The 25,381-nt window shown below is 66.2% G+C and carries 22 protein-coding genes; 16 read left to right on the top strand and 6 right to left on the bottom strand.

Annotated features, from left to right (window positions below; genetic code table 11):
* The first annotated feature begins 20 nt into the window (after nt 1-20).
* The 14 genes from C7401_RS12880 to C7401_RS12945 all read left to right on the top strand — a co-directional run bounded on the left by C7401_RS12880 (nt 21) and on the right by C7401_RS12945 (nt 17,197).
* The gene (locus tag C7401_RS12880) at nt 21-1,001 is read left to right on the top strand and encodes an ABC transporter permease (RefSeq protein ID WP_112171759.1); all 981 of its coding nucleotides are present in this window, start codon (nt 21-23) and stop codon (nt 999-1,001) included.
* A gap of 54 nt (nt 1,002-1,055) precedes the next feature.
* On the top strand, nt 1,056-2,033 hold the full coding sequence (locus C7401_RS12885) for an ABC transporter permease (RefSeq protein ID WP_112171760.1): 978 nt from the start codon (nt 1,056-1,058) through the stop codon (nt 2,031-2,033).
* A 9-nt stretch (nt 2,034-2,042) separates the two neighbouring features.
* On the top strand, nt 2,043-3,746 hold the full coding sequence (locus C7401_RS12890; RefSeq protein ID WP_112171761.1) for an ABC transporter ATP-binding protein: 1,704 nt from the start codon (nt 2,043-2,045) through the stop codon (nt 3,744-3,746).
* Between the two features lie 184 nt (nt 3,747-3,930).
* The gene (locus C7401_RS12895) at nt 3,931-4,221 is read left to right on the top strand and encodes a co-chaperone GroES (RefSeq protein ID WP_112171762.1); all 291 of its coding nucleotides are present in this window, start codon (nt 3,931-3,933) and stop codon (nt 4,219-4,221) included.
* Nucleotides 4,222-4,247: 26 nt separating this feature from the next.
* A complete protein-coding gene (gene groL / locus C7401_RS12900) occupies nt 4,248-5,879 on the top strand; it encodes a chaperonin GroEL (RefSeq protein ID WP_112171763.1) in 1,632 nt (543 codons plus the stop codon).
* A gap of 164 nt (nt 5,880-6,043) precedes the next feature.
* Nucleotides 6,044-6,610 carry an OsmC family protein gene (locus C7401_RS12905; protein ID WP_112171764.1) on the top strand — a complete coding sequence of 189 codons (567 nt, stop codon included), beginning with the start codon at nt 6,044-6,046 and terminating at the stop codon, nt 6,608-6,610.
* Between the two features lie 147 nt (nt 6,611-6,757).
* Nucleotides 6,758-7,474 (top strand): haloacid dehalogenase type II, encoded by a 717-nt coding sequence (locus C7401_RS12910; protein ID WP_112171765.1) that lies wholly within the window; start codon nt 6,758-6,760, stop codon nt 7,472-7,474.
* Between the two features lie 169 nt (nt 7,475-7,643).
* Nucleotides 7,644-9,299 carry an ABC transporter substrate-binding protein gene (locus C7401_RS12915; protein ID WP_258397025.1) on the top strand — a complete coding sequence of 552 codons (1,656 nt, stop codon included), beginning with the start codon at nt 7,644-7,646 and terminating at the stop codon, nt 9,297-9,299.
* Between the two features lie 202 nt (nt 9,300-9,501).
* The gene (locus tag C7401_RS12920) at nt 9,502-11,112 is read left to right on the top strand and encodes an ABC transporter substrate-binding protein (RefSeq protein ID WP_258397026.1); all 1,611 of its coding nucleotides are present in this window, start codon (nt 9,502-9,504) and stop codon (nt 11,110-11,112) included.
* A 1-nt stretch (nt 11,113) separates the two neighbouring features.
* Nucleotides 11,114-12,040, top strand: coding sequence for an ABC transporter permease (locus C7401_RS12925; protein ID WP_112171768.1), 927 nt, complete (start codon nt 11,114-11,116; stop codon nt 12,038-12,040).
* Nucleotides 12,037-12,915, top strand: coding sequence for an ABC transporter permease (locus C7401_RS12930; RefSeq protein WP_112171769.1), 879 nt, complete (start codon nt 12,037-12,039; stop codon nt 12,913-12,915). The genes C7401_RS12925 and C7401_RS12930 overlap by 4 nt, the downstream gene beginning before the upstream one ends.
* A complete protein-coding gene (locus C7401_RS12935; protein ID WP_112171770.1) occupies nt 12,912-14,633 on the top strand; it encodes an ATP-binding cassette domain-containing protein in 1,722 nt (573 codons plus the stop codon). The genes C7401_RS12930 and C7401_RS12935 overlap by 4 nt, the downstream gene beginning before the upstream one ends.
* Nucleotides 14,634-14,771: 138 nt before the next feature.
* Entirely contained in the window at nt 14,772-16,199 is a 1,428-nt protein-coding gene (locus C7401_RS12940) for an NAD(P)-binding domain-containing protein (RefSeq protein WP_112171771.1), read from the top strand.
* A 50-nt stretch (nt 16,200-16,249) separates the two neighbouring features.
* A complete protein-coding gene (locus C7401_RS12945; protein ID WP_112171772.1) occupies nt 16,250-17,197 on the top strand; it encodes a TauD/TfdA dioxygenase family protein in 948 nt (315 codons plus the stop codon).
* 28 nt (nt 17,198-17,225) lie between these two features.
* Here the strand turns inward: C7401_RS12945 and C7401_RS12950 are convergent, their stop codons facing one another.
* The gene (locus C7401_RS12950; protein ID WP_181565569.1) at nt 17,226-18,128 is read right to left on the bottom strand and encodes an AraC family transcriptional regulator; all 903 of its coding nucleotides are present in this window, start codon (nt 18,126-18,128) and stop codon (nt 17,226-17,228) included.
* Nucleotides 18,129-18,280: 152 nt separating this feature from the next.
* Between C7401_RS12950 and C7401_RS12955 the strand changes: the two genes are divergently transcribed.
* Nucleotides 18,281-19,132, top strand: a complete 852-nt coding sequence (locus C7401_RS12955; protein WP_112171774.1) for an oxidoreductase — start codon at nt 18,281-18,283, stop codon at nt 19,130-19,132.
* Nucleotides 19,133-19,179: 47 nt separating this feature from the next.
* On the opposite strand, the gene C7401_RS12960 is transcribed toward C7401_RS12955, so the two are convergent.
* On the bottom strand, nt 19,180-20,073 hold the full coding sequence (locus tag C7401_RS12960) for an AraC family transcriptional regulator (RefSeq protein ID WP_112171775.1): 894 nt from the start codon (nt 20,071-20,073) through the stop codon (nt 19,180-19,182).
* Between the two features lie 149 nt (nt 20,074-20,222).
* Here C7401_RS12960 and C7401_RS12965 point away from each other — a divergent pair, with 149 nt between their 5' ends.
* On the top strand, nt 20,223-20,966 hold the full coding sequence (locus C7401_RS12965) for an SDR family oxidoreductase (protein ID WP_112171776.1): 744 nt from the start codon (nt 20,223-20,225) through the stop codon (nt 20,964-20,966).
* Nucleotides 20,967-20,992: 26 nt separating this feature from the next.
* Here C7401_RS12965 and C7401_RS12970 read toward each other — a convergent pair whose 3' ends face one another.
* From C7401_RS12970 to C7401_RS12985, 4 genes are all read right to left on the bottom strand, one after another.
* Nucleotides 20,993-21,772, bottom strand: a complete 780-nt coding sequence (locus C7401_RS12970) for a class II aldolase/adducin family protein (RefSeq protein WP_112171777.1) — start codon at nt 21,770-21,772, stop codon at nt 20,993-20,995.
* A 36-nt stretch (nt 21,773-21,808) separates the two neighbouring features.
* Entirely contained in the window at nt 21,809-22,690 is an 882-nt protein-coding gene (locus C7401_RS12975; protein ID WP_112171778.1) for an amidohydrolase family protein, read from the bottom strand.
* A 45-nt stretch (nt 22,691-22,735) separates the two neighbouring features.
* The gene (locus tag C7401_RS12980) at nt 22,736-24,022 is read right to left on the bottom strand and encodes an MFS transporter (protein WP_112171779.1); all 1,287 of its coding nucleotides are present in this window, start codon (nt 24,020-24,022) and stop codon (nt 22,736-22,738) included.
* Nucleotides 24,023-24,377: 355 nt separating this feature from the next.
* The gene (locus C7401_RS12985; protein WP_112171780.1) at nt 24,378-25,247 is read right to left on the bottom strand and encodes an IclR family transcriptional regulator; all 870 of its coding nucleotides are present in this window, start codon (nt 25,245-25,247) and stop codon (nt 24,378-24,380) included.
* Nucleotides 25,248-25,381: the final 134 nt, after the last annotated feature.

Genomic DNA, 25,381 nt, shown 5'->3' on the forward strand with positions numbered 1-25,381 from the left:
ACGAGTAACGGAGCCCGACGATGAGCCGAAGCGCCCGCTGGCAAACGATCCTGCGCCGCACCGCCTGGCAGGCGCTGCCCACGGTGCTCGGCATCGTGATCCTCAACTTCTTCCTGCTCAAGCTGATGCCGGGCGACGCCGCCGACGTGATCGCCGGTGAAGCCGGCTCCGCGACGACGGAAACGATGACCCTGCTGCGCGCGAAGTTCGGGCTCGACCAGCCCGTGCTCGTGCAGCTATGGACCTATCTGAAGCATCTCGCGCATTTCAGCCTCGGCTATTCGCCGCGCTACGACATGCCCGTGATGCAACTGATCCTCTCGCGGCTGCCCAACACCTTGCTGCTGATGGGCGTGGCGCTTTCGCTCGCGCTCGTGGCGGGCGTGGTGCTGGGCGCCGTGATGGCGCACTGGGCGGGCAAGTGGCCGGACCGTGTGCTCTCGGTGTTCGCGCTGCTGTTCTATTCGACGCCGGGCTTCTGGATCGGCCTGCTCGCCATCATTCTGTTCGCGGTGCGGCTGGGCTGGCTGCCGAGCGGCGGCAACGTCACGATCGGAGCGAACCTGCACGGCTTCGCTTACGCCGCCGATATCGCGAGGCATGTGCTGCTGCCGGCGGCGACCCTTGCCACCTTCTTCGTGGCGATCTACGCACGTATCACGCGCGCGGCGATGATCGAAGTGCAGCGTCAGGATTTCGTGCGCACGGCGCAGGCCAAGGGGCTGAGCCCGTGGCGCGTGACGGTGCGCCACGTGCTGCGCAACGCGCTGATGCCGCTCACCACGCTCGTGGGGCTGCATTTCGGCACGCTGCTGGGCGGCGCGGCCGTGACGGAGACGGTGTTCAGCTGGCCGGGGCTCGGCCGCCTCGCGCTCGATGCGGTGCTGGCGCGCGATTTCAGTGTGCTGCTGGGCGTGCTGTTGTTGTCGTCGCTGCTTGTTATCGTCGCGAACGTTCTCGTCGATCTGCTACAGGCGTGGCTCGATCCGCGCGTAGGTTGAATCAGTTGCGTCGCCGCGGCGCAGCCTCGGCGACGCCTTCACGGAGGAACCCCAATGAGTTTCGAATCGCCGGATCTGCCGGTTCAGGCGCAGCGCGCCGCCGCGAGCGAAGGTTCGTCGTGGCGGCGTCAACTGGCGTTCGCGCTGCTTGGCCGCCGCGGCGGCGATGCCGGGGGCGCAGCCGCGCGGCGCGGCGGTCGCGCTTTCTGGCGCGCGCTGTTGCGCAATCCTTCGGCATGCGCCGGTCTCGTGCTGCTCGCCGCGTTCGTGCTGCTTGCGGTGCTCGCGCCGCGACTCTACCCCGGCGACCCGCTCGACATGGTGGGCGGCCCGTTCGAGTGGCCGGGCAGCGACCCGCAATTCCTGCTTGGCACCGACTCGCTCGGGCGCGATGTGGCGGCGGGCGTGGCGCATGGCGCGCGCGTGTCGCTGCTGATCGGCGCGGCCTCGGCCGGCATCGGGCTCGTGATCGGCACGCTGGTCGGCGCCATCGGCGGCTATTTCGGAGGCCTGATCGACGACGCGCTGGTGCGCGTGACCGAACTGTTCCAGACCGTGCCGTCCTTTTTGCTGGTGATCGTGCTCGTGGCGATCGGGCGGCCCAACGTGGTGGTGATCGCGCTCGCCATCGGCATTGCCTCGTGGCCCACGGTCGCGCGCATCGTGCGCGCGGAATTCCGCACGCTGCGGCGCTCGGACTTCGTGCTCGCGGCGCGCAGCCAGGGGTTCAGCAACACGCGCATCATTTTTGGCGAAATCCTGCCCAACGCGTTGCCGCCCGTGATCGTCAGCGCCTCGGTGATGGTGGCGAGCGCCATCCTGATCGAATCGTCGCTGTCGTTTCTCGGCATGGGCGACCCGAACGTCGTGAGCTGGGGCGCGATGATCGGCTCCGGCCGCGATTCGCTGCGCACGGCGTGGTATCTCACGGCGATTCCAGGCGCTGCCATCGTGCTCGCGGTGCTCGCCCTCAATCTGCTCGGCGACGGCCTGAACGAGGCCCTCAATCCGCGTCAACGGCAACGATCGTAAAGGTGTCATGTGAGCCAACTGCTTGAAGTGCGCGATCTGCGCGTGAATTTCGGGGCGCACGAAGCCGTGCGCGGCGTGAGCTTCGACATTGCCGCGGGCGAGACGCTCGCACTGGTGGGCGAGTCGGGCAGCGGCAAATCCGCCACGGCGCTTTCGCTCATGCAACTCGTTGCGCAGCCCGGCCGCGTGACGGGCAGCGTGCGCTTCGAGGGGCGCGAACTGCTGGGCTTGCCGCCCAAGGCGGTGCGCGAACTGCGCGGCCGGCAGATCTCGATGATCTTTCAGGAGCCGATGACCTCGCTCAATCCGGTGCTCCCGGTCGGCGCGCAGATCGTGGAGACGCTGCGCCAGCACGAAACACTGACGCGCCAGGCCGCCCGCGCGCGCGCCGTCGAACTGCTCGATCTCGTGCGCATTCCCGAACCGCGGCGCCGCTTCGACGACTATCCGCACGAGCTTTCGGGCGGCCAGCGCCAGCGCGTGATGATCGCGATGGCGGTGGCCTGCCGCCCCCGCTTGCTGATTGCCGACGAACCCACCACCGCGCTCGACGTGACGATCCAGGCGCGCATTCTCGAACTGCTTGACGCGCTGCGCCGCGAGCTGTCGATGTCGCTGTTGCTGATCACGCACGACCTGGGCGTCGTGGCCGACCATGCGGACCGCGTGGCGGTGATGCTGGCCGGTCGCAAGGTGGAGGAGGCGGCAACGCCGGAGCTGTTCGCGCATCCACGCCATGCTTATACGCGCGGACTCCTGAGCGCCTCGCTCAATCTGGCCGACGATCTGCACTACCAGTCGTGGACCTTGCCGGAAATCCGCCACACGGTAACGTCGGACCGGCCCGGTGAGGAAGGCGGCTTCGTGGTGGTGCCGCGCACGGTGCCTGAACGCGCGGTGTCGAGCATTCAGGCCGCCGACGCTGCACCGCTGCTCGCCGTGCACGACCTGCGCGTGACGTATGCGCAGCGCCACGGCGCACCCGCGCATCATGCCGTGGACGGCGTGTCGTTCGACATCGGCCGGGGCGAGACGGTGGGGCTCGTGGGCGAATCGGGCTGCGGCAAGTCCACGCTTTCGCGCGCGATCATGCGCCTCACGCCGGTGGCCAACGGCTCGATCGCGCTGGAGGGGACCGATCTCGTCGCGCTCGGCGAGCGCGCATTGCGGCCTTTGCGTCGCAAGGTGCAGATGGTCTTTCAGGATCCCTATGCATCGCTCAATCCGCGCCGCACGGTGGGCGACATTCTCGAAACCGTGCTGGCCGTGAACGGCGTGGGCGAGGCGGCAGCGCGCCGTGCTCGCGTGCGCTCGGTGCTGGAGCGCGTGGGGCTTCCTGCGGCGTCGCTTGGCCGTTTTCCGCATGAATTCTCGGGCGGGCAGCGTCAGCGCATAGGCATTGCGCGCGCACTCGTGCTCGAACCCGCGTTGCTGATCTGCGACGAGCCGGTTTCCGCGCTCGACGTCTCGATCCAGGCGCAGATCCTCAATCTGCTCGTCGAACTCAAGCGCGAGCTTGGGCTCTCCATGCTCTTCATCTCGCACGATCTTTCGGTCGTGCGCTACATCGCCGACCGCGTGCATGTGATGCAGCAGGGCAAGATCGTCGAAAGCGGCGACCACGAGAACATCTGGCGCGCGCCCCGGCATCCGTATACGCGCACGCTGCTCGCCGCGATTCCCGGGCGCGAACTGGAAGCCGAAGCGGCCTGAACGCGCTTTGCAATGACCTGCGCGTGCGATATCGATAAGCGCGTTCTGGAGATATCGATCTGCCAATCCGTTATTGGAGCGGCGCGCGGCGGCTTTCTATACTCGGTGTTCCATCAGCACTCGCATGCAGCGAGTGCCAATTCAACAGCGAACCCAATCGCGCATCACCGAGAGAATTCAGCCCATGAGCCTGCGCCCACTGCACGACCGCGTGATCGTTAAACGACTCGACCAGGAAACCCGCACGACGTCGGGCATCGTCATTCCCGACAGCGCCGCCGAAAAGCCCGACCAGGGCGAAGTGCTCGCTGTCGGCCCCGGCCGGCGCGACAACGACGGCCGCCGCATCGCGCCGGACCTGAGCGTGGGCGACCGCGTGCTGTTCGGCAAATACGCCGGCCAGACCGTGAAGGTCGATGGCAATGAACTGCTCGTGCTGCGCGAAGAAGACATCGTCGCAGTCGTCAATCAATAAACGAGAACCTGAGAGAACCCGTCATCATGGCAGCCAAAGACATCGTATTCGGCGACATCGCCCGCACCAAACTCATCGAAGGCGTGAACCTGCTCGCCGACGTGGTCAAAGTCACGCTCGGCCCGAAAGGCCGCAACGTCGTGCTCGAACGCAGCTTCGGCTCGCCTGTCGTGACCAAGGACGGCGTGTCCGTCGCCAAGGAAATCGAACTGGCCGACAAGCTCCAGAACATCGGCGCGCAAGTGGTCAAGGAAGTCGCTTCGAAAACGAGCGACGCCGCGGGCGACGGCACCACGACCGCCACCGTGCTCGCCCAGGCGATCGTGCGCGAAGGCCAGAAGTACGTGGCGGCCGGGCTCAACCCGCTCGACCTGAAGCGCGGCATCGACAAGGCCGTGCACGCGGCCGTCGAGGAACTGAAGAAGATCAGCAAGCCCACCACGACGAGCAAGGAGATCGCCCAGGTGGCGACGATCTCGGCCAACGGCGAGGAGTCGATCGGCCAGCGCATTGCCGAGGCGATCGACCGCGTGGGCAAGGAAGGCGTGATCACGGTCGAGGACGGCAAGTCGCTCGAAGACGAACTGGACGTCGTGGAAGGCCTGCAATTCGATCGCGGCTATCTCTCGCCGTACTTCATCAACAATCCGGACAAGCAGGTCGCGGAACTCGACAATCCGTTCATCCTGCTGCACGACAAGAAGATCTCGAACATTCGCGACCTGCTGCCGGTGCTGGAGCAAGTGGCGAAGGCGGGGCGGCCGCTGCTGCTGATCGCCGAGGATATCGAGGGCGAGGCGCTCGCCACGCTCGTCGTGAACAACATTCGCGGCGTGCTCAAGACCGTGGCCGTGAAGGCGCCGGGCTTCGGCGATCGCCGCAAGGCGCTGCTCGAAGACATCGCGATCCTCACGGGCGGCCAGGTGGTCGCCGAGGAAACCGGCCTCACGCTCGAAAAGGCCACGCTCCAGGAACTGGGCCAGGCCAAGCGCATCGAGGTGGGCAAGGAAAACACCACGGTGATCGACGGTGCGGGCGAAGCGAGCGCGATTGAAGCGCGCGTGAAGCAGATTCGCGCGCAGATCGAGGAAGCCAGCTCCGACTATGACCGCGAGAAGCTCCAGGAGCGCGTGGCGAAGCTCGCGGGCGGCGTGGCCGTCATCAAGGTCGGGGGCGCCACCGAAATCGAAGTGAAGGAAAAGAAGGACCGCGTGGACGACGCGCTGCACGCCACGCGCGCCGCCGTGGAAGAGGGCATCGTGCCGGGCGGCGGCGTGGCGCTCATTCGCGTGCGTCAGGCGATTCTCGACCTGAAGGGCAATAACGCGGATCAGACGGCGGGCGTGAAGATCGTGCTGCGCGCGCTCGAAGAACCGCTGCGCCAGATCGTGACCAACGCGGGCGAAGAAGCCAGCGTGGTCGCGGCGAAGGTCGCGGAAGGTCAGGGGAACTTCGGCTACGACGCGGCGACGGGCGAGTACGGCGATCTGGTGGAAAAGGGCGTGCTCGACCCGACGAAGGTCACGCGCACCGCGCTGCAAAACGCGGCTTCCGTGGCGGGCCTCCTGCTCACCACCGATGCGACGGTGCACGAGGCGCCCAAGGCTTCGGCGGCGGCTCCGGCGGGCGGCCCCGGCGGCGCGGATCTCGGCTTCTAAGCCGGCTGGGCAGGCGTAGCAGGCTTGGCGGGCGATGGGGAAAGCCCGCGGCCTGAACGCATCGAAGGCCGCCCTGGCGTTGCGCCACGGAGCGGCCTGAGTCTTTTGCGGCACGCGGTTTTACAGCATCCGGCAACGCATCGGCCAACGAACCCATATCGATCATGACGACACTGAACGAGTATCTGACACAAAAGCGCGCGGCGTGGCTCGCCAAAAAAGAGGCGGCGCGCAGCAATCCCGATCTGAAGGCCAACGTGCTCAAGGCACAGGTGCGCGCGCTCGGGCGCAGTGGCGTGCGCGAGATCCGCATTCGCGATTTTCAGGTGATCAGCGACAGCCCGGCGGATTTCGCGGGCTACAACCTGGGCCCCGCGTCGCCCGAGCTTCAGCTTGGCGTGCTGGGAAGCTGCCTCACGCATATCACGCTGATCCAGGCCGCCGAGCGCGGCCTTTCCATCGACTCGATCGACGTCGAGGTGACGGGCGAGCAGCATCCGCTCGCCCAGCAGCCGGGCTTCGAGCACATCCCGATCTTTCCGCACAATATCCGCTATACGCTCGATATCGTTTCGCCGGAGTCCGCCGAGACGATTCGCGCGCTCCATGAAGCCGTGGAAGCCGTGTGCCCGATCTTCAACCTGCTCAAGCAGCCGCAGACGATCGATGGCGAGCTTCGGCATACGGTGTCCGCGCCCGCCGCGTCCACCGCGCAAGCGCAGGCGGCCTGAGCGCACGTTGGCGTACTGGGCAGGGTGGCGGCGCGACGCTCAGCGAAATTTCCGCGCTAGTGCTTCAATGTGGGGTGCGGCGCCGTTGCCGGTTGGCATCGGCGGTTCGCCATGTCGTGTTCCGATCCACTGACCTTTCTGGACCCTATGACGAATCCCACTGAAATCAAGGCCCTCGTATTCGACGTCTTCGGCACCGTGGTGGACTGGCGAAACGGTGTCGCGAGCCAGGCCGCCGTTTTTCTGCAACGCCACGCGCCGCATCTCGACGCGTTCGAATTCGCCGACGCCTGGCGGCGCGAGTATTCGCCCTCCATGGAGGAGATCCGCAGCGCGCGCCGGCCGTATGTGCGCCTTGACGTGCTGCATCGCGAGAACCTCCTGAAAGTGCTGGAACGTAGCGGTATTACCGGAGTCGCGGACGCCGAGATCGATGAACTCAACCTGGCCTGGCATCGTCTCGATCCGTGGCCGGAAGTCGTCGAGGCGCTCGGCCGCCTGAAGCGCCGCTTCATCATCGCGCCGTTGTCGAACGGAAATATCCGCCTGATGGTGGACATGGCCAAGCGCGCCGGTTTGCCTTGGGACGCCATTCTCGGCGCCGAGGTGGTGCGTGCGTACAAGCCATCGCCGCAGGTGTATAGCGAAACCGTGGACATTCTGGCGCTCAAGCCTGCCGAACTGTGTCTTGTCGCGGCGCATAACGGCGACCTGGCGGTCGCGCGGCGGCAAGGGCTTTCGACGGCCTTCGTGCCGCGGCCGACCGAACACGGCGCGCAGCAGAAAACGGATCTGGCCGCCGAGCAGGCGTGGGATTTCGTCGTGAACGATTTGAGCGAGCTTGCGAACCGGCTTGGTTGCTGAGGCGTTTTTCAGCGAGGCGCGCAGGCAGATTCATGGCACTGCTTATGATATGCCGCGCGCACTAGCAAGCTTATGGGCTTTTCATCGTTGACCAGACCCTTTTCATTTGATGATATGGACGCCCTTCAAGTCGACAGGGCGGAACATGAATCGAGGATCGAGAAATCCATTGCGCCAAGCCGCGACGGCAGGGGTCTTGCTGAGCGCGTTGGCATCGCTCTCGGCGTGCAACCAGTCCGATAGCGCGCAAGCCGCGCAGCAGAGCGCGGCGGCGAAGCCCGTCTCGGGCGGCACGCTCACGTGGGGCGTGACCACCGAGCCCGCGTGCTTCGATCCGCATCGCTCCTCGCAGCAGAACGCCTTCTGGGTGATCCGCAATTACGTCGACTCGCTGATCTACAAACAGCGCGACGGTTCGTACTCGCCGTGGCTCGCGAAGTCGTGGAGCGTGTCGGACGACGGCAAGACCTACACCTTCAACCTGCGCGACGACGTGCACTTCACCGACGGCACGCCGTTCGACGCGCAGGCCGTCAAGGCCAACTTCGATTACATCATCGCCAACGTGGCGACCACGGGATCGTCGGCGGCGCTGCTCGCGCGTCTCGATCACGTGGAAGCGGTCTCGCCCTCGGTCGTGCACATCGTGCTCAAGCAGGCGGATTCCACGTTGCTCGCGTCGCTTTCGAGCGTGAGCCTCGGTTTCATTTCGCCTAAGGCGCTCGCCGCGAATCACGATGTGTGCGGGGGCGGCCCCGGCATCGTGGGCACGGGGCCGTTCGTGTTCAGCGCGTATCAGCGTGGACAGTCGGCCACCTTCACGCGCAACGCCGATTACCGCTGGGCGCCGAGCGCGGCACAGCATCAGGGCCCGGCGTGGCTCGACAAGGTGGTGTACCGCTTCCTGCCGGAAGCTTCGGTGCGCACCGGCGCGCTCAGTTCGGGGCAGGTCGATCTGATCGAAGGCGTGCAGCCCACCGACGCGAGCGTGTTCGATCATGTCGCGGGCTTCCAGTTCTTCACGGGGCCTTCGGCGGCCACGACATCGTTCACGCTCAACGTGAACTACACCGCATGGCCGACCGACGACGTGCGCGTGCGTCGCGCGCTGCGCGACGGCTTCGACGTCGACGGCATCGTCAAGAGCATTTATCTGGGCACCGTGGGCCGCGCGTGGTCGAACATCGGTCCCGACAATCCCGACTACGCAACGGCGTTGAAAGGCTCGTGGGGCAACAAGATCGCCGAGGCGAATCGTCTGCTCGACCAGGCGGGCTGGACGACGCGCGACAGCGAGGGCTTTCGCACGAAGGACGGCAAGCGTCTGACGATCGAAGTGGGCTATCCGCAGCCATACATTCGCGACAGCCGCGACGTGCTGATCCACGCGGTCCAGTCGGCGCTGCGGCAGAACGTGGGGCTCGATCTGCATCTGCGTATCACGACGGCGGGCGAGTTCGAAAACCAGAAGGTCACCGGCCGCTGGAGCGCTTATCCGAACACGGAAAACGCCTCCGATGCCGCGTTCGAACTCTGGGACAACCTGGGCGACGCGGGCTTCCTCTACCGCGCCGTGCCGGCGCGCGACGCCGTGCTCACGGGCAAGATCAACGAGGCGCGCAGGCTGCCGGTAGGCGACGAACGCCGCAAGCTGCTGGCCGAGATCCAGCAGTACGCGCTGGATCAGGCCTATGTCGTGCCGCTCTATACGCCTCAGTATCACCTCGCCGCGAAAGCGAACGTGCATGGCGTGGGGTTCGAGCCGTCGCTGGACGGCCCGTCGAGTGCTTACGAACTCTGGGTCGACAAACAAGGCACGTCCTGAACGCGCCGCCACGCGCGTCTTCTTCCTCGTCATTTGCTTATGCGCCGCCGCCCGGCAAGCTTATCGAATCTTCATGGTTGACCCGGGCGGCGCGAACTGATGAATTTGCGGTTTCCTCCATTATTAAACTGATCCAGTGATGCTTCGAAGGCCAAAACAATTCGTTTCGCCCATTTTTTCCGCTATGGCGTTGGGTAGTGCGTTGCTCTCACTCGCGGCGTGCAACCAGTCCGATAGCGCGCAGGCCGCGCAGCAGAGCGCGGCGGCGAAGCCCGTCTCGGGCGGCACGCTCACGTGGGGCGTGACCACCGAGCCCGCGTGCTTCGATCCGCATCGCTCCTCGCAGCAGAACGCCTTCTGGGTGATCCGCAATTACGTCGACTCGCTGATCTACAAACAGCGCGACGGTTCGTACTCGCCGTGGCTCGCGAAGTCGTGGAGCGTGTCGGACGACGGCAAGACCTACACCTTCAACCTGCGCGACGACGTGCACTTCACCGACGGCACGCCGTTCGACGCGCAGGCCGTCAAGGCCAACTTCGATTACATCGTCGCCAATGCGGCGACCACGGCGCCTTCCGCTTCGCTGCTCGTGCATTTCGATCATGTCGAGGTGGTGTCGCCTTCGGTCGTGCATATCGTGCTGAAGCAAGCGGATTCGACCACGCTCGAATCGCTTTCCAGCGTGAAGCTCGGCTTTATTTCGCCTAAGGCGCTCGCCGCGAATCACGATCTGTGCGGGGGCGGCCCCGGCATCGTGGGCACGGGGCCGTTCGTGTTCAGCGCGTATCAGCGCGGCCAGTCGGCAACGTTCACGCGCAACGCCGATTACCGCTGGGCGCCGAGCGCCGCGCAGCATCAGGGCCCGGCGTGGCTCGACAAGGTGGTGTACCGCTTCCTGCCGGAAGCTTCGGTGCGCACCGGCGCGCTCAGTTCGGGGCAGGTCGATCTGATCGAGGGCGTGCAGCCCACCGACGCGAGCGTGTTCGATCATGTCGAAGGCTTCCAGTTCCTGACCGGTCCTTCCGCCACGACATCGTTCACGCTCAACGTGAACTACACGGCATGGCCCGCCGACGATGTACGCGTGCGCCGCGCGCTGCGCGACGGCTTCGATCTGGACGGCATCGTCAAGAGCGTCTATCTCGGCACGGTGCGCCGCGCGTGGTCGAACATCGGCCCCGACAATCCCGACTATGCGAAGTCGCTGCAAGGCTCGTGGGGCAACAAGGTCGCCGAGGCGAACCGTCTGCTCGATCAGGCGGGCTGGACCGCGCGTGACAGCGAGGGCTTCCGCACGAAAGACGGCAAGCGTCTGACGATCGAAGTGGGTTATCCGCAGCCGTACATTCGCGACAGTCGCGACGTGCTGATCCGCGCGATCCAGTCGGCGCTGCGGCAGAACGTGGGGCTCGATCTGCGCCTGCGCATCACCACGGCGGGTGAGTTCGCGACCCAGCAGCACACGGGTGTCTGGAGCATTTACCCGAACACGGACAACCCGTCCGATGTCGCGATGGAGTTGTGGGACATGCTCGGCGATCGCGGCTTCCTCTACCAGGCGATTCCGAAGTCGGACGCTTCGCTCACGGGCAAGATCAACGAGGCGCGCAGGCTGCCGGTGGGCGAGCCGCGCCGCAAGCTGCTGGGCGAGGTCCAGCAGTACGCGGTCGATCAGGGGTACATCGTGCCGCTCTATGCGCCGCAATACCATCTGGCCGCGAAGTCGTCGGTGCATGGCATCGGCTTTGAGCCGCAACTCGACGGTCCCGCGAGCGCGTACGAGCTTTGGGTCGACAAGCAAGGGGGATGACATGCTGCGTAAAGTGGTGACCCGCCTGCTGACGGGCCTGCTGGTGCTGTGGCTCGCGGCCAGCGCGGCGTTCGTGACGATCCACGCGCTGCCCGGCCGCATCGAGGACATCCTCGCGGGCGACCTCTCGTACCCCGGCCTGCGCGAGGCGATCGCGGCCCAATGGGGCCTCGATCGCAGCCTGCCCTGGCAGTACGGGCAGTTCGTGCTGCGCCTCGCGCGCGGCGATCTCGGCACCTCGTTCGTGCTCCAGCAACCGGTGGGCGCGGTGCTCTCGAGCCAGCTCTGGCCGACCGTTCAACTGGCGGCTTCGGCGGGCGTGCTGGCCGTGCTGCTCGCGCTCGGCGTGGCCACGGCCACTGCGGGGGCCGGGGCGCGCGGCGCGTGGTCCACGCGGATCGCCTCGGCGGCGGAACTCGTGTTCACGTCCACGCCGGTGTTCTGGGGCGGGTTGCTGCTGCTCATCGCGTTCTCGTTCCATTGGCGGCTCTTTCCGGTGTCGGGGGGCGCCGGGTGGCGCTCGCTCGTGCTGCCTGCCATCACGCTTGCGCTGCCCACCGCCGGCATGCTTTCGCAGGTCATGCGCGAGGCGCTCGACGCCGCGTTCGAGCGCCCGTTCGTGACCACCGTGCGTGCGCGCGGCGTTTCCGAAGCGGGGCTGCGCGTGGGCCATCTGCTGCGCCATGCGTTGCTGCCGGTTGTGACGCTCGGCGGCTGGCTGATCGGCGGCCTGCTCGGCGGCGCCGTCATCACCGAGAAGCTGTTCGGCAGGCCGGGCCTCGGCAGCATCACGCTCGACGCCGTGACGTCGCAGGACGTGCCCGTGGTGCTCGCGGTCGTGCTGCTCGCCGCTTTCGTCCATGTGGTGATCTCGACCGCGCTCGACATTGCCTATCTGTTCATCGATCCGAGGTTGCGCAGCCAATGAGCGACATTTCCGTTTCCTCCGCGCCGGCTGCGAGCGGCCTGCGCGCCACCATCGGCTTGCGGCGGCTCTCGCGCGTGCCGGCTTCCGTGCTGCTCGCGGCGGCGTTTCTGGCCGTGCTCGCGTTCGCCATCGCGCTGCCTTCGGCCATCACGCCTTACGACCCCTTGCTCAGCGACGTCGCGCACGCCATGCAGCCGCCCGACGCGGCGCACTGGCTCGGCACCGACCGCATCGGCCGCGACGTGCTCGCGCGCGTGGTCTACGGCGCGCGCTACTCGCTGCTCATCGGCCTGGCGAGCATGCTCGTGAGCCTGCTGATCGGGCTCGTGACGGGCCTGAGCGCGGGGCTGGGAACGCGGCTCGTCGACGAGTCGGCGTCACGCGTGTTCGACGTGCTTTCCGCGTTTCCGCCCGTGCTGCTCTCGCTTTTCGTGGTGGCGTTTCTCGGTCAGGGCATCGTCAATATCGCCGTGGCGGTCGGCATTGCGGGCATCCCCAAGTTCGGGCGCGTGCTGCGCGCGCAAACGCTCGTCGTGCGGCGCGCCGACTATGTCACCCAGGCTGTGATCTTCGGCCTCTCGCGCCGCGAAGTGTTCTGGCGGCACGTGCTGCCGAACGTGCTGGCGGCCGTGCCCGTGATCGCGACCATTGACATCGGCAGCGCGATCATCGCCGTTTCGGGGCTGAGCTTTCTCGGGCTCGGCCCGCAGCCACCGACGCCGGAGTGGGGCGTGATGCTCGCGGAAGGCCGCGACGTCCTGCGCGTGGCGTGGTGGCCGAGCGTGTTTCCGGGCCTGGCGATCACGCTTACCGTGATCGCGTTCACGACGATCGGCAAACACCTGTCGCGCATCTATGGAGTCCGCACGCGATGAGCGAGATATTCACTTCCGAAGCTTCGGCGCCCCATGTGCCTGGGCGCACGCTCGTTGACGTGACGGGGCTGTCGATCGGTTTCGACGATGTCAACGGCGGCCGCCCGCTCGTGCGCGGCGTCGATCTGTCGATTCGCGCCGGAGAGTGCGTGGCGCTCGTCGGCGAATCGGGTTCGGGCAAGAGCCTCACCGCACGCAGCCTGATCGGCCTCGCGGGCGCGCATGCGCGCATCGGCGCGCAGCGCTTCGAGATCGACGGCCGTGCGGCGCTTGCGTTTCGCGAGCGCGACTGGCGCCAGGTGCGCGGCGGCTTCGCGGGGCTCGTGATGCAGGACGCGCTCGTGTCGCTCGACCCGCTGCGCACGGTGGGCCGCGAAATCGGCGAGACGCTGGCGCGCCACGTGAAGGGTCAATCGCGCGCGCAGCGCACGGCGGCCGTGCATGCGGTGATGCGCGACGTCGGCATCGCGCAGCCCGAGCGCCGCGCCGCGCAATACGCGCACGAGCTTTCGGGCGGGCTGCGCCAGCGCGCGTTGATCGCCTCTGCGATCGCCGCGAGCCCCGCGCTCGTCATCGCCGACGAACCGACCACGGCGCTCGACGTGACCGTGCAGGCGCAGGTGCTCGCGGTGCTGGAGGCGCGCTTGCGCGCAGGCGTGGGCGTGCTGCTCATCAGCCATGATCTTGCCGTCGTTGCGGGCATTGCCGATCGCGTGATCGTGATGCATCGCGGCGAAGTGGTCGATAGCGGCCCGACGCGCGACGTGCTCGAACGGCCCACGCATCCCTACACGCGCCAGTTGCTGGCCGCGCAGCCCGGCGCACAGTCGCGCGGCTACCGGCTCGGCTCCGCGCGCTTCGTCGAGGAGCGCGGCGGCGTGATCGTGCGCGAGCCGTTGCCGCCTCGTGCGCGCGCGGTGGGCGGCGTGGTCCTGAGCGCACAGGGTATCGGCAAGCGGTATGCGCACGGCCGGCCCGACGCGAATGCGTTCGTGGCGCTCGACGACGTCTCGTTCGACGTGCGCGAGGGCGAAGTGCTCGGCATCGTCGGCGAGTCGGGGTCGGGCAAGAGCACCTCGGCCAATATCGTGCTGGGCCTGCTCGCGCCCACGAGCGGCGAGGTGGCATTTCTCGGCGAGCGCTGGAACGGCGCGGGCGTGAGCGAGACGCAGCGCGGCGCGCGGCGGCCGCTCATGCGCTATATCCCGCAGGACCCGCTGAGCGCGTTCGACCCGCGTCACAGCGTTGGCCGCTTGCTCGCCGACGGCCTGCATAGCCAGCGTCTCGCGCGGCGCGCCGTGCTGGAGCGCAGCGTAACGCTGCTCGAACAGGTGGGGCTGGACGCGAGCTATCTCGATCGGCTGCCGGTTTCGCTCTCGGGCGGGCAGCGCCAGCGCATTGCCATTGCGCGCGCGATTGCTTCGGAGCCCGCACTGATCGTCTGCGACGAGCCCGTTTCGGCGCTCGATGTGTACGTCCAGGCGCAAGTGCTCGATCTGCTCGGCGAATTGCAGGCGCGCTCGGGCACCGCGCTGCTGTTCATCTCGCATGATCTCGACGTCGTGCAGCACGTGAGCGATCGCGTGCTGGTGCTCAAGGACGGGCGCGCAGTGGAAACCGGCGCGACGGCCGAGGTGTTCGCCGCGCCCCAGGCCGACTACACGAAGCTGTTGCTGCGCTCCGCGCCGGATTTGCGGGTGCAACGCCGGGCGGCTTGATCGCTGGAGGCGGGGAATACGACAAGCGCAAGGAAAACCCGCGCCACGGGAAATTCCTAAGCACAAATCGTTCGTTCCCACGCCGCCGCGCCGGTTCGATACTCGATGAATCGATCGTTCCTTTCATGGCTTCCATTCATGACCCAGTCCTCAGCACCCGATCATTTCGCAAGCGAAACATTGCGCCTCATCGGCCCCGACCCGGAGAACTGGGTCGTCGAGCGTCCCGGCCTTGATCACAACGTCGTGGTCGTCGGCGGCGGGCAGACGGGCGCGGCGTTTGCCTTCGCGCTGCGGCGCGCGGGCATCGGCAAGGTGAGCGTGATTGACCGCGCGCCCGATGAGGCCCGCGCGGGCGTATGGACCACCTATGCGCGCATGAACCGCCTGCGCACGCCCAAGACGCTGGCGGGGCCGGAAGCGGGCCTGCCGGCGCTGAGCTTCCAGGCGTGGTACGAAGCGCGCCACGGCGAGGCCGCCTATGCGCAGATCGAGCGCGCGGGGCGCGAGGACTGGGCGGCCTATCTCGCGTGGTATCGCGAGTTTCTCGGCATTACGGTTCGCTATGGCACGACGCTCGAACGCATCGAACCCCAGGGCGATCACTTCAGGCTCCACCTCGCGGTTCGGCAGGGCGAGACGCTGGAGCGCCGCGTGGAAACCGCCCGCAAGATCGTGCTCGGCAATGGCGTGGCCGGTAACGGCCGGCCCAATGTCGAAGGGCCGCTCGCGACGCTGCCGCGCAGCCACTTCGCGCACACGTCTGATGCGATCGACTTCGCGTCGCTGCGCGGGAAATCGGTGGCGGTGATCGGCGCGGCGGCTTCGGCGTTCGATGCGGCCGCAACGGCACTCGAAGCCGGTGCGGCCGACGTGCATCTGTTCTCGCGCCGCGCGAGCCTCGCGGCCGTGCCGGTGAATCGCGCGCGCGCCTATCCGGGCGCTTACGAGAATTACCCCGCGCTGCCCGACGCGCTGCGCTGGCGGCAGGCGCTGCGCTTCAGGCGCGCGGGCTCCACGCCGCCCGCCGACGCCGTGGCGCGCGCCACACGCTTCGACAATTTCCACTTGCACACGGGCACGCAGTGGAAAGAGGCGACGGTTGACGACGCACGCGTGCGCGCCTGGGTGGACGGCGGATCGTTTGCGTTCGACTTCGTGATCGCGGGCACGGGTTATGCCGTCGATCTGCATGCGCGGCCCGAGCTGGCGGACGTGGCCGACCACGTGCTGCTCTGGCGCGACCGGTACACGGCGCAGGAGACCGAGCGCGACGAAGGGCTGGGCGCGCATCCCTACCTGGGCGACGCTTTGGAGTACCTGGAAAAGACGCCGGGCGCGGCACCGTATCTGAAGCATATCCACGTGTTCAACCCGGCCGCATTCGTGAGCCGAGGCTTGCCGGTCGGCGACGTGCCCAGCATGAAGCGCGATATCCCGGCGGTGGTCCGGCGCATCAGCGAAGATCTCTTTCTCGATGATCTGGAGGCGCACGAGGCGCGCATGACCGCGGACGTTCCCGCCGATTTCGATGTTTCGCACTACGAGCAACGCGTCGTTCGCTAAGCCGTGTGGCAGCGCCATTCCCTTAATTCCGTCCCCATTCGCCGGCCATCATGAACGCACAAGTCATCGCAGACGACAACCCGATCCGTATCGCGCCGCTTTCGGCCCACATTGGCGCCGAAATCAGCGGTGTCGATCTTTCGCGGCCTTTGCCGCAGCCGCAGATCGATGCCATTCGCGCCGCGCTGCTCAAGTGGCGCGTGGTGTTTTTCCGCGAGCAGTTTCTGAGCCACGAGCAGCAGGTGGCGTTTTCGGCGCAATTCGGTGAGTTGACGGTGGGGCACCCGGTTTTCGGCCATGTCGAAGGGCATCCCCAGATCTATTCGATCGCCAAGTTTCGCAAGGCCACGCGCTTCGAAGGCGCGCCGCTGCTGCGGCCGTGGACGGGCTGGCATACCGACGTGACCGCCGCCGTGAATCCGCCGTTCGCCTCCATCCTGCGCGGCGTGACCATTCCGCCCTATGGCGGCGACACACAGTGGACCAACCTCGTCGTCGCCTACGAGAAATTGTCCGCGCCGCTGCGCGCCTTCGTCGACGGCTTGCGCGGCGTGCATCGCTTCGCGCCGCCCGCGGGTTCGAGCGGCACCGGCGCCTTCGAGCAGGCCGTGAAGGACCAGACGCTCGTGAGCGAGCACCCGCTCGTGCGCGTGCATCCGGAAACGGGCGAGCGTGCGCTTTACGTGAGCCCCGGCTTCCTCAAGCAGATTGTCGGCCTCGCGCCGCGCGAGAGCCAGGTGCTGCTCGAACTGCTTTGGGAGCACGTCACGCGGCCCGAATTCACGGTGCGGTTCAAGTGGGAACCGGGCAGCGTCGCGTTCTGGGACAACCGCTCGACCGCGCATCTCGCGCCCACCGACATCTTCGATCTCGACTTCGACCGTCAGCTATACCGCACGACGCTTATGGGCGACGTGCCCGTCGGCCCCGATGGCAAGCCCTCGGTTGCGATCCAGGGCTCGCCCGTGGGCGCGGCCGCCGCTATTGCGCTCAACTGAGCGGGGCAACGCGCAAACCCGATGACGATTAAAGATCGGGCAACGCCGCTGCGTTGCCCGACTGCGCAAGCTCGGCCTCTTCGCTCGGAGAGCGCCCGAAATGCCTGCGATATTCGCGGCTGAACTGCGACGCACTGTCGTAACCCACGTCGATCCCCACTTCACCTACGCGCGCCGCGCCCGCGAGAATGCGCCGCCGCGCTTCTTCCAGTCTGATTTCGCGCCGGTATTCGAGCGGCGTCATCGCCGTGATCGCCTTGAAATGGCGATGCAGCGAGGTCGCGCTCATGCCGACGCGCGACGCCAGGTCATCGATACGAAACGGCAGGTGGTAATGGTCGCGAAGCCAACGGGTTGCGCGGTCGATCTGCGTCAGGTTGGGATCGCTGGCGAGACCGGCGAGGACAGGACCGAACGCGCCTTGCAGGAGGCGGTAAATGATCTCGCGCTCGATCATGGGCGCGAGCACGGTAGCGTCCTGCGGCCGGTCGAGTATGCCCAGCAAGCGGGTGATCGGGTCGATGAGGTCTTGCTCCAGCGCACCGGTGACGAGCCCGCATGCGCCGCCTTGTGGCGCGGGCCGCGCGGGCATGGTCGACCAGACCTCGGCCACGCGCAGGCGTTCGAGCGTCAACGTCACCGCAAGGTGCGGTTTGTCGGGGCGCGCTTCGGTCACACTGGCCGTGACGGGCAGATCGGCTGTGGCGACGAGGCACTGCGACGGCCCCGCGTCGTGAACCGTGCGCCCGAGCATCACGCGCTTGCGCCCCTGAAGCACCACGCAAAGGCGGGGCTCGTAGAGGCTGCGCACGGGCTTCGTGGGCTGCGCGCAGTTAAAGAGGGTGACGTTGGGTAGCGACGTCGCCTTGCGCGGCTGATGGCAGTGCCGCAGCACTAGCCGCTGAAGCGCCGATTGCGGGTTGGCTGGCATGGCGTATCGGCCTCGAAGTGGGGTTGCGCGCGCGGCGTGCAGCCAGGCGCGTTGGCAGGATCGTGCAAGACATGGATCGTAACGGACTAACGCGCCATCGCGCCGCCGCGCCATCATTGCACCCACATTCTGTGCAAAACGAGGACGCAACGATGGCAGCATTACCTGAAGATTCCGTATGGTTCGTGACCGGCAGTTCATCGGGCCTGGGCCGCGAGATAGCCGCATTGGCGCTCGCGCGCGGCTGGCGCGTTGTGCTGGCGGCACGCAATCCCGAAGATATGGCGAGCCTCGCCGGCGAGTATCCCGATACCGCCATGACGACTCGCCTGGACGTGACCGATGCGGCGTCGATCGCCGAGGCGGTGAGCGCCGCGCAGGCAAGATTCGGCCGCCTGGACGTGCTGGTGAACGCGGCGGGCTATGGCTATCTCGCGGCCATCGAGGAAGGCGAGGAGCATGACATACGCGCGCAGTTCGAAACCAACGTGTTCGGCCTGCTGGCCGTCACACGGGCCGTGCTGCCCGGCATGCGGGCGCGGCGTCGCGGGCATGTCGTGAACTTTTCTTCGCTCGGCGGTATCGTCGCATTCGCGGCCACGGGCTACTATCACGCGACGAAATTCGCCGTCGAAGCGCTGTCCGAATCGCTGGCGCACGAAGTGGGGCCGCTTGGCATCGGCGTCACGATTGTCGAGCCGGGCGCGTTTCGCACGCAATGGGCGGGTCGTTCGATGATCGCCTCCAGAACGGTGATCGACGATTACGCGCCCACGGCCGGCAAGCGCCGCGAGGCGACAAGAGCGGTCTCGGGCCAGCAGCCGGGCGATCCGGCCAGGGCGGCCGCAGCGGTGATCGCCGCGCTGGAATCGGATGCGCCGCCGCTGCGGCTCCTGCTCGGCAAATCGGCGCTCGACGTCGCGCTCAAGCGCCTCGACTCCCTGCGTGCGAATTTCGAGGCGTGGCGCGAACTCACGGAAGGGACCGACTTTCCAGCCGCTTGATTTGGCCACTGAATGGGCCTCTGATTGGGCCTCTGAAGCGCGGGTGTTCACGTCGCCTTGGCCACCCGGCGCGCCGCCGCATCGCGCCGGGGCGGTGCGCTGAATAATCGTCCGTACTCCCGACTGAATTGCGAAGGGCTCTCGTAGCCGACACGAAAGCCCGCTTCGGCCGCGCCGAGTCCTTCGGCCAGCATCAGGCGGCGCGCTTCCTGCAAGCGGATCTGCGTGCGAAAGCGCAGCGGGCTCATGTGCGTCGCCGCCTTGAACTGCGCGTGAAACGTCGAGACGCTCATGTCGGCGATGCCGGCCAGATCGTCGATGGCGAAATCTTCCCGGTAATGGCGCCGGATATAGGCCACGGCTTTCTGTATCCGCCTGATGCGCCCTGTCTGGTACACGATCTGGCGCAGCATGCCGGCTTGCGGCCCGCGCAGCAAACGGTAAAGAATTTCGCGTTCGATCAGTGGCGCGAGCGCGCGCACGTCCTCGGGCGTATCGAGCAGATGGAGGAGGCGCGCGGCCGCGTCGATGAGTGGCGGCGTGGCCGTTCCCACCGCGATGGCGGGCGAAGCGCGCCCGGCGTCGTGCGGCGCGTGCGGCTCGTTGTGAATGAGCACGTCGGCGAGCGTTTCGCGGTTCAGCGGCAAGCGCACGCTGAGATACGGCGCGCCCGCGCTCGCCTCGACCACGGCGCCGATCACCGGCAGGTCGAGCCCGACGACCAGATAGTGCGCGGGATCGTATTGATACTCGCGGCCGCCGACGCTCGCGCGCTTGCGTCCTTGCGCAACGATGCAGCACGAGGGTTCGTAAAGCGTATGAACCGGCTCGGTTGCCGCCGACGCGCGCAACAGGCCCACGCCCTCGATGGCGGTGTCGAGCGAGCCGTCCACGGGGGCATGGCGCGCGATCAGGTTCGCGAGATCGTCGATATTTTCCATGGGGCGAGTGTCGCATGGCAAGGCGCGTTGCGCATGAGTGCTCGCGCGGTTTCAGAGAATCGTGCAAGAAACTCGGAGGACCAGGCTAACGGTCGGACGTGCGCTCGCGCGATCCTGTCGGCTCATCCAGAACGAATCGGGAACCTGAAATGAATAGCGAGAACATCGAATCAAAAGTGGTGCTGATTACCGGCGCGAGCAGCGGCATTGGCGCCGAAACGGCGCGCTATCTGGGCGCGCGCGGCGCGCGGCTGCTGCTGGGCGCTCGCCGCACGCAGCGGCTTGCCGCGCTCTGCGAAGAGATTCGTTCGAGCGGCGGTGCGGCGGCCTGGCGCGCGCTCGACGTGACGCGCCGCGAGGACAACGTCGCGTTCGTGGAAGCGGCGCTGGCGGAGTATGGGCAAGTGGACGTGATCGTCAACAATGCGGGCGTCATGCCGCTTTCGCCCATGAATGCGCTCAAGGTCGACGAGTGGGACCGCATGGTCGACGTCAACATCAAGGGCGTGCTGTACGGCGTGGCGGCGGTGTTGCCGGTGATGAACCGTCAGGGCTTCGGGCAGATCGTGAATGTGTCGTCCATCGGCGGGCTGCGGGTGTCGCCCACGGCGGCCGTCTACTGTGCGACGAAATACGCGGTGCGGGCGATCTCCGACGGTCTGCGCCAGGAGAACGACAAGCTGCGCGTGACGAGCATTTGCCCCGGCGTGGTCACATCCGAGCTTGCCGACACCATCACGGACCCGGCCACCGCCGCGGCGATGGCCGCGTACCGCAGTATCGCGCTGGACCCGCAGGCCATCGCGGCGGCCATCGCCTATGCCATTTCGCAACCGGCCGACGTCGATGTGAACGAGATCGTGGTGCGCCCCACCGCGACGGTGGGCGGCTGAAGCGAGGGGGGGCTGCCGCGGCCTGATCAGTTTCGGTACGACGAATCTCGTCGGTCAAGAAAGCGAAGCATGGCGGGCCACTCCATTTCTCCGTACGGGCGTCGTGTGGATGGCTTGTACAAGTAGTTGGTCTTCTCGATGACCTCGTCGGTTGGAAGATGCAGCTCGGCCTGGCAGGACATGGCGTCGACTTGCGCGCGGCACGCATTCTCGAACCAGTAAGCGGCATTGAACGCCTGAGGAATGGATGCGCTGGCAACGAGCAGTCCGTGGTTGCGCAGCAACATCACTTCGGCGTTGCCGAGGTCCCGGGCAAGCGATTCGCGTTCCTCAAGATCGACAGCGACGCCTTGATAGTCGTGATAGGCAACGGTGCCGAATCGCATGGCCGTTTGCGTGAGAGGCAGCAGGCCGCATTTGAGCGCGCCAATGGCCATGCTCGCGCGGCTATGCGTGTGGATGACACACGTCACGTCCGGCCGGGCCGCGTGCACGGCGCTATGAATGACGTATCCGGCCCGGTTCGCACCATACGTGCCTTCCAGAGGATTGAGCAGCTCGTTGCCTTCCAGGTCGATCGCGATCAGGCTCGATGCCGTGATTTCTTCATACAGGTAGCCATATGGATTGATGAGGAGGCGTTCCTCCTCGCCGGGTACGCGAGCGGTAATGTGGTTGTAGATCAGGTCGCTCAAGCCGAAATGCGGCATCAACCGATAGCATGCGGCAAGGTTCACGCGCGTGGTCCACTCTTCGTCGGATACGAGGTCGCGGACTTTCGAAAGTTTGTCTGTCTTGGTCAACATGGGGGCGTTCCTGAAGCGAAAGAGAAGAATCGGATCTCAAGAAAACTGGTAGAGCTGGGCAGGGTTATCCACCAGCACCTTCTGCTGGATCGCGGGATCGGGCGCCCAGCGCATGAAGGCATCGAGCAATTCGCCGTCGTCGGGAATCGTGCCCTCGAATGAGGGATGCGGCCAGTCCGTGCCCCAGACGCACCGCTGCGGCGCGTACGCGATCAGGTTGGCTGCGATGTCGTCGACGTCTTCGAAGGGATACCCGGCGGCGGACGAACGGTACGCGCATACCTTGAGCCACACGCGGCCGCTGTCCAGGAGGGAGCGCAACGCGTCGTAAGCGGGGTGCTTCACGCCCCAGGTGCAAGGAACGTGGCCGAGGTGGTCGATCACGACTTCGGTTGGAAGTGCCTGGAGCGTCGGCGCGATCTCGGGCAATGCCGCGCCGTTGAGGAACACTTGCGTGTGCCATCCGAGCGGCGCGATCCGTTTGGCGAGCGCACTCAAATGCGCGGCCGGCGGCCCGCCCGGCGTGACCAGGTTGACGCGGACGCCGCGCACGCCCGCGTCGTGCATCCTCTTCAACTCGGCGTCGCTGATCGACGGATCGACGACCGCGACGCCACGGGCCCGCTTTTGCCCGAAGTGTTCGAGCGCGGCAAGCGTGCAGCGGTTGTCCGTGCCATAAACGCTTGCCTGCACGATGACGACCCGCCCTGTACCGAGAATGTCCTGCACGGCCTCGTATTGCGCGATCGACGCTTCGGGCGGCGTATAGGCTCGGCTCGGGCTCAGCGGAAACCGGGCGTGGGGGCCAATGATGTGAATGTGACAGTCGCAGGCGTTCGCGGGTGCCTTTTTCAGCGGATGGCGGATCGACTGCCTTGCGGGCTGGCAGAGTGGTGGAGCAGTTGTTGCGGCATGCATCGCGATAGAACTCCTTGCAATGTGCGAAGGGTGGGCGGAGCACGATCAGGCCGTGTACCCTCTCGTGGCGTCGTTGTCCGTCTCGGGGGAACCGGCGGCTTCGTCCTCGGGCAAACTGCGGCCCAGTGTTTCCGGCAGCGTGAGGATGGCGAGAACCATGACCGCGTAAGCGCCGACGCCAAATATGGCGATGGCGTTCGCCAGCCCGACCTCGCTCGTGAGTTTGCCGACCAGCGCCGGGAATAGCGCGCCGATACCGCGGCCGAAGTTGTAGCAAAACCCTTGCCCCGTGGCGCGGACACGCGTGGGGAAGAGTTCGGTCATGAACGGCCCCATCGGCGAGAACATCATGAAAGCACACAGTCCGAGCGGGAACCCCAGAAACAGCATGGTTTCGTTGCCGAAGGGCACCAGCATGTAGAGGGCGAGCAGAATCGCGGCGCCCACCGCGCTGACGAAGAAGGTCTTCTTGCGGCCAATGAGGTCGGCGAGATAGGCGCCCAGCACAAACCCGACGAATGCGCCGGCGATCATGACGAAGGTATAGCCAGTAGTGCCAATGACCGAGAGGCCGCGCGTTGTTTTAAGGTAAGTCGGCAGCCAGATCAGGAATGTGTACGACCCGCCGATCGAACCTGTTGCCAGCGCCGACACGCGCAACGTGGTTGTCAGGTACTCGGGACGGAAGATCGCGAGCAGACCCGACGATTCAGCATGTTCTTTCCGGTTGCGCTGCTGCCCGAGATAAAGATGCGACTCGGGAACGTGACGCCGAACCCAAAAGACCAGCAAAGCAGGCGCGAGGCCGATCCAGAACAGCGCGCGCCACGCGATCGCTTCGGGCATGATCGAGAAGAACAAGCCGAACAGCAGCGCCGCGAGCCCCCAGCCTACCGCCCAGCCGCTCTGCACGATGCCCACGCTGCGGCCGCGATACTCCTTTCGAACGACTTCGCCAATCAGGACCGCGCCGGTCGCCCATTCGCCGCCAAATCCAAAACCCTGTAGCGCGCGACAGATGAAGAGTTGCTCGTAGTTCTGGGCAAAGCCGCTCAGAAACGTGAACAACGCGTACCAGAAAATCGTCACCTGCAATACGCGGACTCTTCCGAATCGATCAGCGGCGAAGCCCGAAAGCCATCCTCCCACCGCGGAGAGCAGCAGCGTGACGGTACCCAGCACGCCCGCCTGTGACGTATTGATATGCCACGTCAGCATGAGGGTCGGTATGACGAAACTGAAGATCTGGACGTCCAGCGCATCCAGCGTCCAGCCAAGGAAGCAGCCCGTCATCGTGCTTCGCTCAGTCTTGTTGAGATGCTTTATCCACATGCCTGTCTCCATTGCCGTGCGCTTTTGGCAGCGCTTTTTTTAAGGAACCTGGCGCGAACGCGATCAGGCGCGCGCAGGCCGCGCGTACCAGGTGGAGGAAGCTCCGGGTGCAGTCGATTCGTCAGTACACGCTAAATTGATGATACGGATTTTCCTCGGCCGCAACTTTCGCCGCCGAGGAATAGTTCACGGGTTGAAATTCGTTGCCTTACGCCGGCGTTTCGCCGTGGGTGTGCATTGCGCTGCACGATGGGCGATGGCGTGCGGGGGCGATGCGGCGCGTTGAGGTAGCGAGCGTTCTGGCGAGAAGGATTGCTGCGATGCGATCAGCAGGCGCAGTTTCTGCGCCGTGCTTTCATGTTTCGAGAACCGCCGATTCAATCTCCAGCGCGTCGGCGACGCGGCGCAGCTTCAAGCGGAGTTCGTCAACGCTCGACTCCGGAAACTGCTCCGGCTTGCCCGTGATGACGAATGCCGCAAATGTCTCGCCTGCACGATTGCGCACGGGCAGCGCATACGCGAATGAATGGGGCACGAGGTCGCCGAGATTGAGGCCCATGCCATATTGAGCGGAGCGCTCTCTCATTCGCTTGAGGCCGTTGAGCCGGCCGTGGCCATGCCGCTTGATTTCCTGCTCGGTGTTTTCAGCGACGATTCGGCTGGCTTCGCGCTCCGGCAACGTCAGCAGGATGGCAAGGCCGCCGGCCGAGGTGATCAATGGCCTGCGGGTGCCCGGATGCATCATGGTTCCCGTATGAAGCGCGCTGCCCTCGCGCACGGCGCACACGAAATCGTCCCCGCTTCTCAGGAGCAGCATGGCAACGCAATTCATTTCGTGTGCGAACACGCGAAGTATGGTTTCCGCGCTGCGCTGAAACTGGGCGTGCTCGGGCAGGGCGAGTCCGAGTTCGAACAGCAATGGGCCCGGCAAATAGTGACGGTCATCATGGCGCTGCCGCACCAGCCGCTCGTCGACGAGGCGTGTCAATACGCGGTGCACGGTGGCCCGGTCCTCCTCGCATGCGTGGGCCAGGTCGCTGAGGCGCCATCCGATGCCTGGCCGGCTGGCGACCATGCGCATCACCTTGATGCTGCGCGAAAGACTGCGTGTGCCCGGCCGTTCCTGGGGCGCGCGAACCTGCTGCGCTTCGTTAGAGGGCGAGCCGCGAGACTCGGTCACCGCGCTGGCCACGCCGGTGGTGTGTGGATTCGCGACCTCGCGCATGACAGGACTCCAGGTTGGGGCGGGCTGTTGCTCCCCATGGCGCGGAGCGGTACAGCGTTTTATACGGGCTTGCCGGGCTTGTTGATCCGTATATGTATACGAGTCGTGGAAAGTACCAGGAGCGATGTGCGCCC

The organism is Paraburkholderia unamae (genome assembly GCF_003268775.1).
In the GTDB taxonomy this organism is placed as follows: Bacteria; Pseudomonadota; Gammaproteobacteria; order Burkholderiales; family Burkholderiaceae; genus Paraburkholderia; species Paraburkholderia unamae.